Genomic DNA, 15,730 nt, shown 5'->3' on the forward strand with positions numbered 1-15,730 from the left:
CTTATCCGGCGCTGCGCCACCGCGGCAGGCGGGCATCGGGAGTGCGCGCGAGGTGCCGGTGATGCAGACTGGCGCAATGGCCGCAAACCCACCCCGACTGCACCATTCCTGCGGGTGAACGCGCCGGAGCGGACCGACTCCCTCGGCGGGGGTCCCCGCCGAGTCCTCGTGGTCGACGACGACGAGCTCATCCTCGAGGTGGCCCAGATGAGTCTCGAGGTGGTCGGCGGATGGACGGTGACGACCGCCAGCAACGGTCAGGAAGCACTGGATCGTGCGCGAGCCGAACAGCCTGACGCGATCGTCATGGACGTGATGATGCCTCGCATGGACGGACCCACCGCAGCACTGGCGCTTCGAGCGGATCCTGTGACGGCCGGCATACCCGTCGTGCTGCTGACGGCCAGTGTCCAGGCGTCCGAACGCGCCTCGCTGGCGGACCTGCCCGTGGCTGGCGTTCTGGGCAAGCCGTTCGACCCCATGCTGCTCCCGGCGGAGCTGTCCGCGATCCTCGGCTGGTCGTGATGCCGACCGTGCCGCCCGGCGACGGGGCAGGCGGCACATCGAGTGATCCGGACCGGGAGGGCGCGGAGCGCGACGCCGAGCGACATGCGGTGGATGCCATGGCCTCGTTCCGCGACCGCGCCAGGGCCACGAACCTCTCGCGCGTGGAGGTCCTCGAGGACGCCCTCGCCCTCCTGCGCGGCGGCGTCCTGACCGAGGACGCCCGGTTGACCGCGTGCCGCACCGCCCACACGGTGGTCGGCTCGGCCGGCACGTTCGGTTTCGGTGAGGCGAGCCGCCTCGCCCGCCGCCTGGAGTCCCTCCTGCACGAGGACGACGGCAGCGAGGCCGCGCACGTCAGGGCGGCTCGGGGTCTGGAGCTGGTCGCAGGGTTGCGCGCAGCGCTGGCTGAGACGACCGGTCCGCAGCCCACCTCCTGACCGTCCCGGCACGTCGGCTCAGGCGGCGGCGGACCATTCCTGCCGCGTGATCCGGTAGAGCCAGTGGTGACGGCCGGGGGAGCCCTCGGGGACCAGTGGGTGGTCGAAGTCGGCGCCCTCGTCGCGGACCATCCCGAGCCGGGTGGCCACGGCCTGGGAACGGAGGTTGCCAGGGACGATCATGGCCACCACCTCGTCGAGGTCCAGCACCGCGAAGGCGTGCTCCATCGACGCCCTGGCCGCCTCCGAGGCGATCCCACGGCCCCACGCACCGCGCGCGAGCCGCCACCCGATCTCGACGGCGGGCATGAACGGCGCCTCGAAGCGGGGGATCGACAGGCCGGTGAACCCGGCGAACTCCCCGGTCCCCGCCACCTCGACGGCCCACAGGCCCCACCCGCGGTCGTCGAGGAAGGTCGAGATCCGGTCGGCCATCGCGTCGCTGGCCTCCCGCGTCAGGTGCGACGGGAAGTGCGCCATGACGTCCGGGTCGTCGTTCAGCGCCGCGAACGGCTCGAGGTCCTCCTCGCGCCAGTGCCGCAGGATCAGTCGGTCGGTGCGCAGCTCGGTCATCCAGTGGTCCTTGCCGGGGGTGGGGCCGACGCCTAGGGTCGGTCGTGCGTCAACTCCCATTTCTTTCACCTCGCGAGGCGCCCCTGCAAGCACCGGACGTGAGGCGGTGCGGACGGTGGTCAACACGTGACAGCGCAGACGGCAGCGCGGCCGGCGAGCCTGCAGCTGGCCACCCCCTGGGGTGGCCAGGGCTGGGAGAGCGACCTCGGGGGTCCCGTGCACTGGGTGGACTTCGGGGGCCCGGACCGGGCCGACGACCCCTCCGCCGGGGTGCCGATCGTCATGGTGCACGGGCTCGGCGGCTCGCACCTCAACTGGGTGGGGACCGCGCCCGCGCTCACGAGCGCGCACCACGTGTATGCCGTGGACCAGGCCGGTTTCGGGTTCACCCCGGGGACGCACCGCTCGACCTCGGTGCACGCGAACGCCGACCTCCTGGCCCGCTTCGTCCGGGAGGTCGTCGGGCGACCCGTGGTGCTGGTCGGCAACTCGATGGGGGGCATGGTCTCGCTGCTGCTGGCCGCTGCTCACCCTGAGCTCGTCGAGGGGTTGGTCCTCGTCGACCCGTCGATCCCTGTGCCCCGGCAGGTCCCGGACGCGCAGGTGGCGGCGAGCTTCCTGCTGTACTCGACGCCCTACCTCGGCGAGAAGTACCTGCAGCTCCTGAACCGTCGACTCACGGACCGCCAGCGGGTGCAGAGTGTCGTCAACCTCTGCTTCGCCGACCCGGCCCGTGCCGACGCGCAGGTGGTCGACGCCGGCGTCCTGCTCGCAGAACGTCGCCGAGAGGTGCCCGGACAGGAGGTCGCGTTCCTTGCCGCTGCCCGGTCCCTGATGAAGGTCCTCGCCACCCCCAAGCGGTACCAGTCCCTCATGCAGGCGATCGACAAGCCCGTGCTGCTGGTCCACGGGGAACGCGACCGGCTGGTCCCGATCGCCGCCGCCCGTGCCGTCGCGGCCGCCAACCCGGCGTGGGAGACGACCTTCCTGCCCGGCGTCGGGCACACCCCTCAGCTGGAGGCGCCCGAACAGGTGGTCTCCCGCGTGGTGACGTGGCTGGGCGACCACGACTTCGCGCCGCGCCCATGAGCACGGCATACCTCACCTGTCCCTTGTGCGAGGCCACGTGTGGCCTCGAGGTGACCATCGACGGCGAGGAGGTCACGGCGGTCCGCGGTGACACCGAGGACGCGTTCTCACACGGGTTCATCTGCCCCAAGGGGGTGTCGATCAAGGCGCTCCACGAGGACCCCGACCGGCTGCGGACTCCGATGGTCAAGCGCGACGGGCGGTGGGCGCCTGCGACGTGGGACGAGGCGTTCGACGAGATCGACCGCCGCCTCACCCCGCTGCTCGCGGCCCACGGCCCGCAGTCGGTCGCCTTCTACCTGGGCAACCCGTCGTCGCACAACCTCGGGGTGACCCTCTACGGCAGGGCCCTCTACAAGGCAGTGGGCACTCGGAACATCTACACCGCGGGCAGCGTCGACCAGCTGCCCAAGCACTTCTCGTCGGGCTACCTGTTCGGCGACCCGCTGAGCATCCCCATCCCCGACCTCGACCGCACCCAGCACCTGCTGCTGCTCGGGGCCAACCCCGCTGTCTCCAACGGGTCGCTCATGACGGCGCCCGACGCGCGCGGTCGGCTCAAGGCGATCCGTGCGCGCGGTGGCAAGGTCGTGGTCGTCGACCCGCGGCGGTCCCGCACCGCCGAGCTGGCCGACGAGCACCACGCCATCCGGCCCGGGACGGACGCCCACCTGTTGTTCGCGGTCCTGCACGTCATCCTCGCCGAGGGGCTGACAGACCTCGCGGGACTGGCCGACCACGTCAACGGGTTCGACGCGCTGCAGGACCTGGCGGCGCCGTTCACCCCGGCTGCTGTGGCGCCGCTGACCGGCCTCGACGCCGGCGAGATCGAGCGGATGGCGCGTGAGCTGGCGAGCGCCGAGAGCGCGGCCGTCTATGGCCGCATCGGCACGACGACCCAGGCCTTCGGAACGCTCGCGAGCTGGCTCGTCGACGTCCTCAACGTCGTGACCGGCAACCTCGACCGCCCAGGCGGCGCGATGTTTCCCCTCGCGGCGGCCGGTCAAGCGAACAGCATCGCACCTTTCGGACAGGCGAAAAGAACTGCGGGACAAGGCAGTTCGGCTCGGGGGTGGCAGCACGGTCGCTGGCGCAGCCGGGTCCGCGGCCTGCCCGAGGTCATGGGGGAGCTCCCGGTCGCGACCCTGGCCGACGAGATCCTGACCCCGGGGGAGGGGCAGGTGCGCGCGCTCTTCGTGGTCGGTGGCAACCCCTGCCTGTCCACCCCGCACGCGGGCCGCCTGCGCGAGGCCGTCCAGCAGCTCGACCTCATGGTGTCCCTCGACGTCTACCTCAACGAGACGAGCGAGCACGCCGACGTGATCCTGCCGGGGCCTTCACCGCTGGCCAGGGACCACTACGACCTCACCTTCACCCAGCTCGCGGTCCGCAACATGGCCAACTGGAGCCCGGCGGCGATGCAGACCGACCTCCTCCAGGAGTGGCAGACCCTGTTGCGCCTCACAGGCATCGCCGCCGGGCTCGGCCCGAATGCCGACCTCGGCGCGCTCGACGACCACGTCGCTGCCCAGACTGCCCAGCGGTACGGCCTCGACCCCACGGTCGCGAAGGGACGTCGCGGCCCTGCCAGGCTGGTCGACCTCCTGCTGCGGGCGGGCCCCTACGACCTGACCCTGGCCGACCTCGAGGCCACGCCCCACGGGCTCGACCTCGGTCCGTTGCAGCCGCGCGTCCCCGAGGTGTTGCGCACGGCCAGCGGTCGAATCGAGCTGGCGCCCGAGCCGGTCACCGCGGACGTCCCACGCCTGGTGGCCACCCTCGACCACGGCCCCGGGGACTCCGAGGCGATGGTCCTGATCGGGCGCCGGCAGCTGGGCTCGAACAACTCGTGGATGCACAACCTCGCACCCCTCGTGCGCGGATCCAACACCTGCACGGTCCACGTGCACCCGAGCGACGCGCAGCGCCTGGGGCTGGGCGACGGAGCGCCTGCCCTCGTGCAGTCGCGCACCGGTGCGATCACGGTCCCGGTGGAGGTCACCGACTCGGTACGTCCGGGCGTCGTGAGCATCCCGCACGGCTGGGGACACGACACCGTGGGGGCGCGCCTGCGGGTGGCCGCCGCCCACGCCGGGGTCAACAGCAACGTGCTCGCCGACGACCTGTTCGTGGACGTGCCGACGGGCACAGCCGCCCTCAACGGCATCCCCGTCACCATCACCCCGACCGACCCGGCCGCGGTGGTCGTGGGTGTGGACGCGGGAGCCACGAAGGAGGACGCGGGAGTCCCGGGGGAGGACGCGACATGGACCGGATGAGCGCGATGGACGCGATGTTCTACCACCTGGAGGGTGAGAACACCCCCATGCACGTCGGTGGGGTCGCAGTCCTCGAGGGCCCCGCTCCGGCCTACGGCGACCTCGTGCGGCTGCTCGCCGGCAAGCTGGACCTCGTCCCGCGCTACCGGCAGGTGATCAAGCCCGTCCCCCTGCAGCTGGGGCGTCCCATCTGGGTCGACGACCCGCACTTCCAGATCCTCTACCACGTGCGCCACACCTCGCTGCCGCACCCGGGTGGGCCGGAGCAGCTGCGCAACCTCGCGGGGCGGGTGTTCGCCCAGCGGCTCGACATGACCAAACCGGTGTGGGAGGCGTGGCTCGTCGAGGGGCTCGCCGACGACCGGTGGGCGCTGATCTCCAAGGTCCACCACTGCATGATCGACGGCGAGGGCAGCACCGACCTGATGCAGGTGATCTTCGACCTCGAGCCCGCTCCGCCCCGGCCGGAGCCGTCGCCCTGGTCCCCGAGTCCTGCCCCGTCGACCCTCGCGGTCGCCGCCGGCTCGGTGCGCGACTTCGTCGAGGAACCCCTGCGACGGCTCGGCCCGCCGAGCGTCGGCACCCTCACCAGGCTCCCGGTGGCGCTGGCGGGGGTCGCGGTCGCGGCCAAGGAGCTGGTGCCGCAACAGATCTCGCAGCTGGTCCCCGGTCGTGGCCAGCCCACGCCCAGGAGCATGAACGGCCCCTTGGGACCGCATCGCCGGTGGGTCTGGACGCAGGCGACCATGGCCGAGGTCAAGACCATCAGGACGGCTCTCGGGGGCACGGTCAACGACGTCATCCTCGCGGCGGTGACCCGCGGCCACCGCGACCTCGTCGAGGGCCGGGGCGAGCTGGTCCCGGGCATGGTGGTGCGGTCCCTGGTGCCGGTCTCCACGCGGCAGGAGGCCGGCCGCGGACAGGTCAACAACCAGGTCACGAGCGTCGTCGTCGACCTGCCCGTGGCCGAGGACGACCCCGTGCGTCGCCTGACGCTGATCCGCGAGCAGATGGACCGCAACAAGCGGGGGATGGGCGCCGTCGACGCCGCCGCCATCGTCGGGCTCGCGGACTTCGCGGCCCCGACGCTGCTGGCACTCGGCGCGCGGTCGATGTCGGTCGTGCCCAACCGGCTGACCCAGACCGGCACGACCAACGTCCCGGGGCCGCGAGTCCCGCTGTTCCTGCTGGGCCACCGGCTGGTCGAGTCGCACCCCTACGTCCCCGTCTTCGCCGGGGTCCGGGTGGCGACGGGGATCTTCTCCTACCTCGACCGCTTCAGCTTCGGCATCACGGCGGACTTCGACAGCTTCCCCGACGTCGGCGTGCTCGCCGACGGCATCCGGGCCGGGTTCGACGAGCTGGTGGCCGTGGCCGAGGGGCCGTCACCCGCCAGGGGTGCGCGGTGACGCCAGCCGGACGCCGGCGCCCGTCGGCCCTGCTGCTCGTCACCGAGCCCTGGCGCAGCATTCTCGAGCTCGGGGCGACGACGGTGACGGCGCCACAGCTCGCCCGGGCGCCGCGCGGGGACGGCCACCCGGTCCTCGTGCTCCCCGGCCTGTTGGCGTCCGACAGCTCGACCGTGCTGCTGCGGCGGTTCCTGCGGCGCCTCGGCTACCAGGCCACGGGGTGGCAGCTCGGGCTCAACACCGGGCCGACCCAGGACGTGGTCCGCCGGCTCCCGGCCCGCCTCCAGGCCCTCACCGACGCGGCCGGAGCCCCGGCCACGGTGATCGGCTGGAGCCTCGGTGGCATCTATGCCAGGGCGCTCGCCGTGCGCTCGCCGGAGCTGGTCCGGCAGGTCATCACGCTCGGCAGTCCCTATGCCACGAGCGAGCCGGGCCAGACGCACGCCGACGCGGCCTACCGGCTGCTGTCGCGCCGGCGGTTCCGCGAGGCGACCTCCGACGGACCCGACCCGTCGTCGGCCCTGAGCATGCCCACGACCTCGATCTACTCCCGCCTGGACGGCATCGTCTCGTGGCGCGTCTGCCGCGAGGACGTGGCAGAGCGACGCGAGAGCATCGCCGTCCCTGCCTCGCACCTCGGCCTCGGTCACCACCCGGCGGTGCTCTGGGTCGTTGCCGACCGCCTGGCACAGGACCCGTCCGACTGGCGCCCCTTCGCCCCGCCCCGGGGGATGGCGGCCGTGTTCACGGTCGACCGGCCGGCCTGACGTCCCGAGGCAGACAGCCTGACGGCCCCACCCAGGAGGGCGGGGCCGTCAGATCGCGCGGGCCGGCAGGGGGCGTCAGTGACCCTGGGTCACCGAGGCCGGGTCGCCGACGCGGTCGGGTTCGTCACCGTCGTCGATGAGCGTCGCCTCGTCGAACGGCAGGTCGCCCGCGAGCACCGCGTCGAGCCGTGGCCGGTCGAGCTCGCCGACCCAGTGCCCGATGAGCACTGTCGCGACGGAGTTGCCGGCGAAGTTGGTCAGCGCCCGGGCCTCGCTCATCATCCGGTCGATGCCGACGATGAAGCCCACGCCGTCGACCAGGTCGGGGCGGTGCGACTGCAGGCCACCGGCGAGGGTCGCCAGCCCGGCACCCGTCACACCGGCGGCTCCCTTGGAGGCGATGATCATGAACAGCAGCAACGAGATCTGCTCGCCGAGCGAGAACGGCTTGTCCATGGCGTCCGCGATGAACAGCGACGCCATCGTGAGGTAGATCGCCGTGCCGTCGAGGTTGAACGAGTACCCCGTGGGGACCGTGATGCCGACCACCGGACGTGAGACACCGGCGTGCTCCATCTTGGCGATGAGCCGGGGAAGAGCCGACTCGGACGACGACGTCGACAGGATCAGCAGGAACTCGCGCGCCAGGTACTTCAGCAGCCGGAAGATGTTGACACCGGTGACCAGCTTGAGCAGCGTGCCGAGGACGACGAACACGAACAGCGCACACGTGATGTAGAACGCGATCATCACGGCCGCGAGGCTCTTGAGCGCGTCGATCCCGGTGGCGCCCACGACGGCAGCCATCGCTCCGAACGCACCGATCGGCGCGGCATACATGATCATCGCCATGAGGCGGAAGACGAGCCGCTCGAAGTGCTTGATGCCTGCGAGGACCGGCTCACCGGCGCGGCCCATCTTCTGCAGCGCGAACCCCACGAGGAGCGCGACGAGCAGGGCCTGGAGGACCGAGCCCGAGGTGAGCGCCGACACGAGGGTGTCGGGGATCAGCCCCAGGATGAAGTCGACGGTGGTGAGGTGCTCCTCGCCGACCGCCTTCTGGCCGGAGGCGGCCAGCTCGTCAGTGAGGTGCAGGCCGGCGCCGGGCTTGACGATGTTGCCGACGACCAGCCCGATGGCCAGCGCGAAGGTCGACATGGTGATGAAGTAGCCGAGGGCCAGGCCACCGACCTTGCCGACCTGGGCGGCCTTCCGGACCGAGCCGATGCCCAGGACGATCGTGCAGAAGATGATCGGCGTGATCATCATCTTGATGAGGTTCACGAAGCCGGTACCCAGCCACTTGAGCTTGACCCCGAACTCGGGGAAGGCGAACCCGACGATGATGCCGAGGACCATCGCCGCGATGACGGCGAGGTAGAGGTAGTGGGTGCGGTCCCGCTTCGCTGCGGGGCGTTCGACGACGTTGTCGGCGCTGGAACTCACGGTGTCTCCAGGGATTCGGTCCCCGGCGGGCCGGGGAGGAGGTGAACAGGGCTGATCGTGGTCCCCGCAGTGACTATGGTCACGGTTGTGTTCATTGAGTTCCGCAGCGCCGCGGTATGCCGGTGAGTGCACCTCGCTGGCTCACGGCACCTGCGCGGTGGAGCGTGGCGGGACAGACCTTCGCCCTCCAGGTCCTGGTGGCGCTGCTCGTCGTGGGCATCGGGATGGGCGCGGCCTACGTGCAGGCCCAGCGCGCAGGGACGCAGGAGGCGACCGCACGGGCCACCGCAGTCGCCGAGACGGTCGCGAGCACGCCTGACGTCGCCACCGCCGTGGCACAGGGAGACCCACGCCACGAGCTGCAGGCCTTCGCCGAGGACGTACGGGCGCAGACCCGGACCGACTTCGTCGTGATCATGTCGCCGCGCGGCATCCGCTACACCCACCCCGACCCCGCGCAGATCGGCGGACAGTTCCTCGGGCACATCGCGGCCGCCGTCGCCGGGGGCCGGGTCGTCGAGGACTACACCGGCACGCTGGGGCCGTCCCGCCGCGTCGTGGTGCCGGTGCTGGCGGCCGACGACCGGACGGTGGTCGGGCTCGTCGCCGTCGGGATCCGCAAGGCGGCGGTGACCGAGCGGCTGCGCAGCCAGCTGCCTGCCCTGCTCCTCGCGGGGCTCGCGGCGGCCGTCCTCTCCGGGATCGGCACGGCGCTGGTCGCCCGACGCATCAGGCGGCAGACGCACGGCCTGGGGGAGCGACAGCTCCAGGAGATGGTCGAGTACTACGACGCCGTCCTGCACGCCGTCACCGAGGGGCTCCTGCTCACCGACCCCGAGGGGCGGCTACGGCTCGCGAACGACGAGGCGGTCCGGCTGCTCGGTCTGCCCGACGACGCCCGGGGCCGACCGGTCGCCGACCTCGGGCTGGCCGACGCCCTCGTGGCAGCCCTGACCGATGACGAGCCGCGGGAGGACGAGCTGCACGTGACCTCAGCGCGGGTGCTCGTGCTCAACAAGGCCCGGGCGCAGTGGGGCGGTCGGCAGCTCGGCTTCGTCGCGACGGTGCGCGACCGCACCGACCTCGAGCACCTCACGGGTGAGCTGGACTCGGCTCGCGGCCTGACGGAGGCACTGCGCTCGCAGGCCCACGAGTCCGCCAACCGGCTGCACGCGATCGTGTCGCTGATCGAGCTCGGTCACCCCGAGCGTGCGATGGCCTTCGCGACGGACGAGCTGGCGCTCTCGCAACGCCTCACGGACCGCTTCGTCGGGTCGCTCAGTGAGCCGGCGCTGACCGCCCTGCTGCTCGGCAAGGCCGCCCAGGCCAGCGAGCGCGGGATCGACTTCCGGATCGTGGAGGGTGCGGTCTGGCCGTCCGGCAGCACGCCGGTCCGCGACGTGGTCACCATCGTCGGCAACCTCATCGACAACGCCTTCGACGCAGTGACCTCGGCCGACGGAGAGCGGGTCGTCGAGGTGGCATCGCGTCTCGAGGACGACCAGGTCGTCCTCCGGGTGAGCGACTCCGGCCCGGGACTGCCCCCCGATGCCGTCGACGACGCCTTTCGCCGCGGCTTCACCACGAAGCAGCAGGGCAGCGCCGGGCGCCGAGGGATCGGCCTGGCCCTGGTCGCCCAGTCCGTGAGTCGCCTCCACGGTGAGCTCGAGGTCGCCGGGCCGCCAGGCGCCAGCTTCACGGTGCGGCTGCCGGTGACCCCGTCCGAGCCGACGCCCAGCTCGGACACCGCCGCCGGGGAGCCGTCCCGTGCCTGACCTCCGGGTCCTCGTCGTCGAGGACGAGCCGGTCGCGCGGGAGGCCCACGCGGCATACGTCGCCCGGGTGCCGGGCTTCGTCGTGGCGGCGACGGCCGCCACGAGCCAGGAGGCGATGCGGGCACTGCAGGCCGAGGACGTCGACGTGGTCCTGCTCGACATGTTCCTGCCCGACCGCCACGGGCTCGAAGTCATCCGTGCGATGCGCGCGGCCGGTCACGCCGCCGACGTCATCGCCGTGACCTCGGCGCGTGACCTCGACATCGTGCGGTCGGCCGTCTCGCTCGGCGTCGTGCAGTACCTCCTCAAGCCGTTCGTCTTCGCCACCCTGCGCGAGCGGCTCGAGGCCTACCGCACGTACCGCGACCAGCTGGGGGCCGCCGTGCAGGTGACGACCCAGGCCGAGGTCGACGAGGTGGTCGCGGGGGTCCGGCCTACCGCTCCCGCGACGCTGCCCAAGGGGATGGGAGAGGACCTGCTCGGCAAGGTGGCACGGGCCCTCCAGGGCGCCGAGGGCCTGTCCGCCAGCGAGCTCGCCGACGCCGTCGGGGTCAGCCGGGTGACGGCCCGGCGCTACGCCGAGCACCTCTGTGAGAGCCGGCTCGCGGTGCGCACGCAACGCTATGCCGGGGCCGGCCGGCCCGAGGTCGAGTACCGCTGGTCCCGCTGACCGGGTCAGCCGTCGAGGGCCTTCAGCAGGGCCAGGTTGAAGGTCAGCAGGTCGTGCTCGCCACCCTCGGCCGCCCAGCGCGCCTGCATCGAGGTGTGCACGAAGGTCCAGCCGAACGCGAGGTCCTCGTCGATCCCGGCGGCTTCGGCAGCGATCTCGACCCGCCGCCGGACGGCGTACCGGAAGGCGGACCCGGTGCCGAGCTCGTCCTGGCGGTTGCGGACCAGCGGCTGCAGCTCGAACCCGGGGTGCCCGGCCATCGTGTGCGGGTCGATCGCGACCCACTCCGGGCGCCCCGTGCCCGGCAGCGTCGCGAGGATGTTCTCGAAGTGCAGGTCGGTGTGCAGCACCGTGCTGTCGCAGTCCGGGTCGGCGGTCAGGTCACGGACCAGACCGCCCGCCCGGTCGGCGAACCGCCGGGGGATGCCATCGGTGGTGGCGAGCGCAGCGACCTGCTCGCGGGCATACGCCGACAACGGCCGCAGGCCACCGGGGGCGGGCACGTTGAGCTGGGCCAGCAGTGAGCCGGCGATCTCGCAGGCGGTGTCGACGTCGAGGGTCCGCAGGTCGCGGTCGGCGTCGAGGGCCTCCAGCAGCAGGGCACCTCGAGCGGGGTCCGCAGCCACGAGGCGGACGGCGCCGTGCCCGTCCCAGAGCCGCAGGGCGAGCGCCTCGTCCCTCCCCTCGAGGTGAGGCCAGGCCACCTTGAGGCACAGCGGCCGGCCGGCCCGGGTGACCGGCACCACCACCGCGCTGTAGCCGGTGCGGCCCACCCCCACCGGGGTCAGGTCCCAGTCGTCCAGCACCTCGGCGAGCAGGCGCGGCAGCCGGTCGGACCACTGCGCCCCCGAGGGGCCGCCGACGCCGCCGTCCTCGGCACTCCAGCGGCGCACGAACTCGCGGAAGGCCGCCGGGACGAGGACGGCGGCGTCCTCGGTGCGGGTCATGGGTGTCGACCTGGGGTGGTGGGCGTGGCGGGAGCGGTGGGCGTGGCGGGAGCGGTGGGCGCGGTGGGCGTGGCGGGAGCGGCCGCCGCGGTGGGCAGCTCGTGGTCCACGGCTCAGGCCAGACCGGGGAAGGGCGCGAGGGCCACCCCCCAGCGGGAGGCCAGCACCTCGGTGTCGGCCAGCCACTGCACGGCCGAGGCGAGCGGCCCCGGGTCCTGCCCTGCGGCGGCCACCTCCAGTGCGCACGCGGAGCGCAGCCCGGTGAGGGTGCTGACCGCGAGGGTGCGGGCCGCCGCGGGGGTGCTGACCGGGGTGGGCAGGTCGTAGCCGAGCGGCGCCGGGGCCGCCGACGAGCCGGCGAGCGACTCCTGCACGCGGGCCCGCGCCTGCAGCGACGTGAGGGTGGAGGCCGCGAGGGTCTGCTGGGCCCCACCGCGCGACTGGGCGGCCACGATCTCGAACGCGTAGACCGCGGCCCGGGTGGTCGACAGGAACGACGCTGCGACCGTGCTGGCCTCCCAGGTGGGCGCCGGGGTGGTCGGACTGGTGCCACCCAGCAGCTGGGCGGCAGCCAGTCGCTGGGCCAGGGCGGCCCCGAACAGCGAGGCCACCGCTGCAGGTACGGCGGCCAGCGAGGTGAACGCGTCGGGCTCGGCATCGGCCCGCTCGGCGGCGGCCAGTCCCTCGGGCCCCCCTCCGGTGGTCGGGTCCGCGCCGCTCGACGAGCCACCGGTGGTGGCACCCGACGCGGTGGCGGATGACGTGGAGGTGGGGGACGGACCGGTCGTGGACGGACCGGTGGTGGACGGCCCGCTCGTCGCCGTGGCCGCCGCCTTGGCATCGTCGAGCACCTTCTGCGGGACGCCCAGCCGGCTCAGCTCCGCGCCGAGGACGTCGACCTGCCGACGGTGCAGGGCCGCGATCCGGGCCGGCAGCGCGGACGCCGCGCCCCCCAGGGCGCCGGCCTGCTCGCCCAGAAGCGAGCTGCTGTGCCACAGCGCGACCATGAAGGCCTCGCCCGGCACCGGCTTGCTGGTGGGGACCAGTGGGACCCGGGGCGCGTCGTCCTCGAGCCGGATCCCGCAGGCGGCCAGCGACAGGGCAGCGAGTCCGAGGGACGCCGCCCCGAGGCCACCGGTGAGCACGGCGCGCCGGGCAGGCCGGGCCGGCACACCGGGAACGGACAGGGACATGCGCCCGATCATGGCACGCACCCGGGACAGGCCGACCGAGGGCACAGCGCAGCCGGCACGGGACCCCCACGACAGACCGGGGACCGCCCGGCACCGCACGTGCGGCCGTCCACCACAGGTGGATAGAGTGGCCGGGCACGGCCCCCAAACTTCAGAGAGGACGAGTCAGTGAGCGTCAAGGACCAGATTCGTCCCGCGGTCGAACCCGCGCTGCGCGAGCTCGACCTGCTCATCGAAGACGTTGCCGTGACTCCTGCCGGCAAGCGCCGCCTGGTCCGCATCTGGATCGACCGCGTCGTCGACGAGTCCGCGGCCGACACGACCGGTGTGACCGAGCCCCTGACGCTCGACGAGGTCGCCGACGCCACCCGGGCGGTGAGCGACGCCCTCGACGACAGCGACGCGATGGGGGAGCAGCCCTACACCCTCGAGGTCACCTCACCCGGCCTCGACCGCCCACTCATCGAGCCCCGCCACTTCCGGCGCAACGTCGGGCGGCTGGTCACGCTCACGCCGCTGGACGGCGACCCCGTCACCGGACGCATCGTCCGCGCCGGGGCGCGCGACCTCACCCTCGACGTGCCCCCCGCCAAGAAGGTGCCCGCCCGTTCCGAGGACTTCGCGTATGCCGACGTGTCCAGGGCGGTGGTCCAGGTCGAGTTCTCGAGGCCGGAAGCCGCGGCCACGGACGAGGACGACACGGTGGACGACGACACGGTGGACGACGACACGGTGGTCGCCGAGGCGGCAGCGGCCCGGGGCGACGCACCTGACGACATCACTGAGGAGAACTGACATGGACATCGACCTCGCAGCACTGAGGGCGCTCGAACGCGAGCGCGACATCTCCCTCGACGTCCTCATCCCGGCGATCGAGCAGGCCCTGCTCGTCGCCTACCACCGCACCGAGGGCGCCTACCGGCATGCCCGGGTCGAGCTCGACCGCAAGAGCGGGCACGTCGTGGTCCTCGCGCGTGAGGAGATCGAGCAGCCGGAGCCCGAGGAGGGTGAGGAGCGGCCGCCGCGCGAGTACGGCCCGGAGTTCGACGACACCCCGACCGGATTCGGCCGGATCGCCGCCTCCACCGCTCGCCAGGTGATCGTGCAGCGCCTGCGTGACCTCGAGGACGACGCCATCATGGGCGACTTCAAGGGGCGCGAGGGAGACGTCGTCGCCGGCATCATCCAGCAGAGCCCCGACCCCCGCGTGGTCACCGTCGACTTCGGCACCGTCGAGGGCATCCTGCCCCTCGCCGAGCAGGTGCCGGGGGAGAAGTACGTGCACGGGGAGCGGCTGCGCTGCTTCGTCGTGTCCGTCCGCCGTGGCCCCAAGGGCCCGCAGATCGGCCTGTCGCGCACCCACCCCAACCTGGTGCGCAAGCTGTTCGCGCTCGAGGTGCCCGAGATCGCCGACGGGTCCGTCGAGATCGCGGCGCTGGCCCGTGAGGCCGGGCACCGCACCAAGATCGCCGTCCACTCCAAGGTGGCCGGGCTCAACGCCAAGGGCGCCTGCATCGGGCCCATGGGTGCCCGGGTGCGCGCGGTCATGACGGAGCTGCACGGCGAGAAGATCGACATCGTGGACTACTCCGAGGACCCCCGGACCTTCGTCGCGGCCGCCCTGTCGCCGAGCCGGGTCGAGTCGGTCGAGATCGTCGACCCCACGCTGCGGGCCGCCCGGGTGGTCGTTCCCGACTACCAGCTGTCCCTCGCCATCGGCAAGGAAGGGCAGAACGCGCGCCTCGCGGCGAAGCTCACCGGCTGGCGGATCGACATCCGGCCCGACACCGCGGCAGCGGCCCCCGGAGGGTCGTCCGGCGGTGGCCGTGACACGCCCGAAGCGCGTTAGGGGCTAGACTGGTGGGGACCGACCGGACTGGACTCCGGACTGAGGCAACCCACCTACCGCACGGGTCACCGACCCGCACGTGTGTGGGATGCCGCGGGACGGATAGCTGGTCGGCACTCCTGCGAGTGGTCGCAGAGACGGACGAGACCGGAGCCATCCGGCTGACCCCCGACCTGCGGCACCGCCTACCGGGACGCGGCGCTTGGCTGCACCCGACGGGCGAATGCCTCGACCAGGCCCTCCGACGCCGAGCATTCGGGCGAGCGCTGCGCTGCAGCGCGGCCCCGGACCCGGCGGCGGTCAGGGCATACGTCGAGGCGCTCGTCACCGGCACCGCCGGTGACCACGCGCAGACACTGAACGACACCGTCCATCCAATGGGAACCGAAAGCGGGTTTGACGCTGATGAGCACCCGATGAGTACTCAGCAATGAGCTCCCCCCAGCATTAACGACGGTCCGCGCCTGTACCTGTGGCACGGACCAGGAACAGGAGAAACGTGGCCAAGGTCCGTGTAAGTGCGCTCGCCAAGGAGCTGGGAACCGACAGCAAGACGCTGATCGCCCACCTCAACAGCATCGGTGAGTACGTGAAGACCGCCAGCTCGACGATCGAAGCACCGGTCGTCCGCAAGGCGACCGAGACATTCCCCGAGGAGCTCAAGAAGGCTCCCGCCAAGAAGGCTGCCCCCGCCGCCCCCAAGGCGACCCCGGCAGCCCCCGCCGCACCGGCCGAGGCTGCTCCGGCGGCAGCGTCCCCCGCGGCGGCCCCCTCAGCTCCGGCTGCAGC

Annotated in this window: 16 protein-coding genes; 12 read left to right on the forward strand and 4 right to left on the reverse strand. The window is 72.6% G+C overall.

Features of this window, described 5'->3' with window-relative positions; all coding sequences use genetic code 11:
• Positions 1 to 114 precede the first annotated feature (114 nt).
• A complete protein-coding gene (locus AC1DV7_RS11810) occupies positions 115 to 525 on the forward strand; it encodes a response regulator (protein WP_477597319.1) in 411 nt (136 codons plus the stop codon).
• Entirely contained in the window at positions 525 to 944 is a 420-nt protein-coding gene (locus tag AC1DV7_RS11815) for an Hpt domain-containing protein (protein ID WP_477597320.1), read from the forward strand. Before AC1DV7_RS11810 ends, AC1DV7_RS11815 begins: the two co-directional genes overlap by 1 nt.
• A gap of 18 nt (positions 945 to 962) precedes the next feature.
• Here AC1DV7_RS11815 and AC1DV7_RS11820 read toward each other — a convergent pair whose 3' ends face one another.
• Complete coding sequence (locus AC1DV7_RS11820; protein WP_477597321.1) at positions 963 to 1,517, reverse strand: GNAT family N-acetyltransferase; 555 nt, start codon at positions 1,515 to 1,517, stop codon at positions 963 to 965.
• Positions 1,518 to 1,643: 126 nt separating this feature from the next.
• On the opposite strand from AC1DV7_RS11820, the gene AC1DV7_RS11825 reads away from it, so the two are divergent.
• Genes AC1DV7_RS11825 through AC1DV7_RS11840 form a run of 4 tightly spaced genes read left to right on the forward strand, consistent with a single transcriptional unit; the run spans position 1,644 to position 7,061 of the window.
• Positions 1,644 to 2,606 (forward strand): alpha/beta fold hydrolase, encoded by a 963-nt coding sequence (locus AC1DV7_RS11825; protein ID WP_477597322.1) that lies wholly within the window; start codon positions 1,644 to 1,646, stop codon positions 2,604 to 2,606.
• Positions 2,603 to 4,885: a molybdopterin-dependent oxidoreductase gene (locus AC1DV7_RS11830; RefSeq protein WP_477597323.1), complete on the forward strand. Its 2,283-nt coding sequence runs from the start codon at positions 2,603 to 2,605 to the stop codon at positions 4,883 to 4,885. The genes AC1DV7_RS11825 and AC1DV7_RS11830 overlap by 4 nt, the downstream gene beginning before the upstream one ends.
• The gene (locus AC1DV7_RS11835) at positions 4,873 to 6,294 is read left to right on the forward strand and encodes a wax ester/triacylglycerol synthase family O-acyltransferase (RefSeq protein WP_477597324.1); all 1,422 of its coding nucleotides are present in this window, start codon (positions 4,873 to 4,875) and stop codon (positions 6,292 to 6,294) included. The genes AC1DV7_RS11830 and AC1DV7_RS11835 overlap by 13 nt, the downstream gene beginning before the upstream one ends.
• The gene (locus tag AC1DV7_RS11840) at positions 6,291 to 7,061 is read left to right on the forward strand and encodes a hypothetical protein (RefSeq protein ID WP_477597325.1); all 771 of its coding nucleotides are present in this window, start codon (positions 6,291 to 6,293) and stop codon (positions 7,059 to 7,061) included. The genes AC1DV7_RS11835 and AC1DV7_RS11840 overlap by 4 nt, the downstream gene beginning before the upstream one ends.
• A gap of 75 nt (positions 7,062 to 7,136) precedes the next feature.
• On the opposite strand, the gene AC1DV7_RS11845 is transcribed toward AC1DV7_RS11840, so the two are convergent.
• Positions 7,137 to 8,507, reverse strand: a complete 1,371-nt coding sequence (locus AC1DV7_RS11845) for a cation:dicarboxylate symporter family transporter (RefSeq protein WP_477597326.1) — start codon at positions 8,505 to 8,507, stop codon at positions 7,137 to 7,139.
• A 116-nt stretch (positions 8,508 to 8,623) separates the two neighbouring features.
• Here AC1DV7_RS11845 and AC1DV7_RS11850 point away from each other — a divergent pair, with 116 nt between their 5' ends.
• A complete protein-coding gene (locus AC1DV7_RS11850; RefSeq protein WP_477597327.1) occupies positions 8,624 to 10,282 on the forward strand; it encodes a sensor histidine kinase in 1,659 nt (552 codons plus the stop codon).
• Entirely contained in the window at positions 10,275 to 10,952 is a 678-nt protein-coding gene (locus AC1DV7_RS11855) for a response regulator (RefSeq protein WP_477597328.1), read from the forward strand. The genes AC1DV7_RS11850 and AC1DV7_RS11855 overlap by 8 nt, the downstream gene beginning before the upstream one ends.
• Positions 10,953 to 10,957: 5 nt before the next feature.
• Here AC1DV7_RS11855 and AC1DV7_RS11860 read toward each other — a convergent pair whose 3' ends face one another.
• Both AC1DV7_RS11860 and AC1DV7_RS11865 read right to left on the reverse strand, forming a co-directional pair.
• The gene (locus AC1DV7_RS11860; RefSeq protein ID WP_477597329.1) at positions 10,958 to 11,899 is read right to left on the reverse strand and encodes an aminoglycoside phosphotransferase family protein; all 942 of its coding nucleotides are present in this window, start codon (positions 11,897 to 11,899) and stop codon (positions 10,958 to 10,960) included.
• Positions 11,900 to 12,012: 113 nt separating this feature from the next.
• The gene (locus AC1DV7_RS11865; RefSeq protein WP_477597330.1) at positions 12,013 to 13,092 is read right to left on the reverse strand and encodes a DUF4439 domain-containing protein; all 1,080 of its coding nucleotides are present in this window, start codon (positions 13,090 to 13,092) and stop codon (positions 12,013 to 12,015) included.
• 168 nt (positions 13,093 to 13,260) lie between these two features.
• Here AC1DV7_RS11865 and rimP point away from each other — a divergent pair, with 168 nt between their 5' ends.
• The 4 genes from rimP to AC1DV7_RS11885 all read left to right on the forward strand — a co-directional run.
• Complete coding sequence (rimP, locus tag AC1DV7_RS11870; protein WP_477597331.1) at positions 13,261 to 13,887, forward strand: ribosome maturation factor RimP; 627 nt, start codon at positions 13,261 to 13,263, stop codon at positions 13,885 to 13,887.
• 1 nt (position 13,888) lies between these two features.
• Positions 13,889 to 14,941 carry a transcription termination factor NusA gene (gene nusA / locus AC1DV7_RS11875; RefSeq protein ID WP_477597332.1) on the forward strand — a complete coding sequence of 351 codons (1,053 nt, stop codon included), beginning with the start codon at positions 13,889 to 13,891 and terminating at the stop codon, positions 14,939 to 14,941.
• Positions 14,942 to 15,024: 83 nt separating this feature from the next.
• Positions 15,025 to 15,375 carry a YlxR family protein gene (locus AC1DV7_RS11880; RefSeq protein WP_477597333.1) on the forward strand — a complete coding sequence of 117 codons (351 nt, stop codon included), beginning with the start codon at positions 15,025 to 15,027 and terminating at the stop codon, positions 15,373 to 15,375.
• 65 nt (positions 15,376 to 15,440) lie between these two features.
• Positions 15,441 to 15,730: translation initiation factor IF-2 N-terminal domain-containing protein (locus tag AC1DV7_RS11885; protein WP_477597334.1), on the forward strand; the 290-nt coding region annotated here is incomplete at its 3' end.

The organism is Pedococcus sp. P2_E4 (assembly GCF_056403935.1).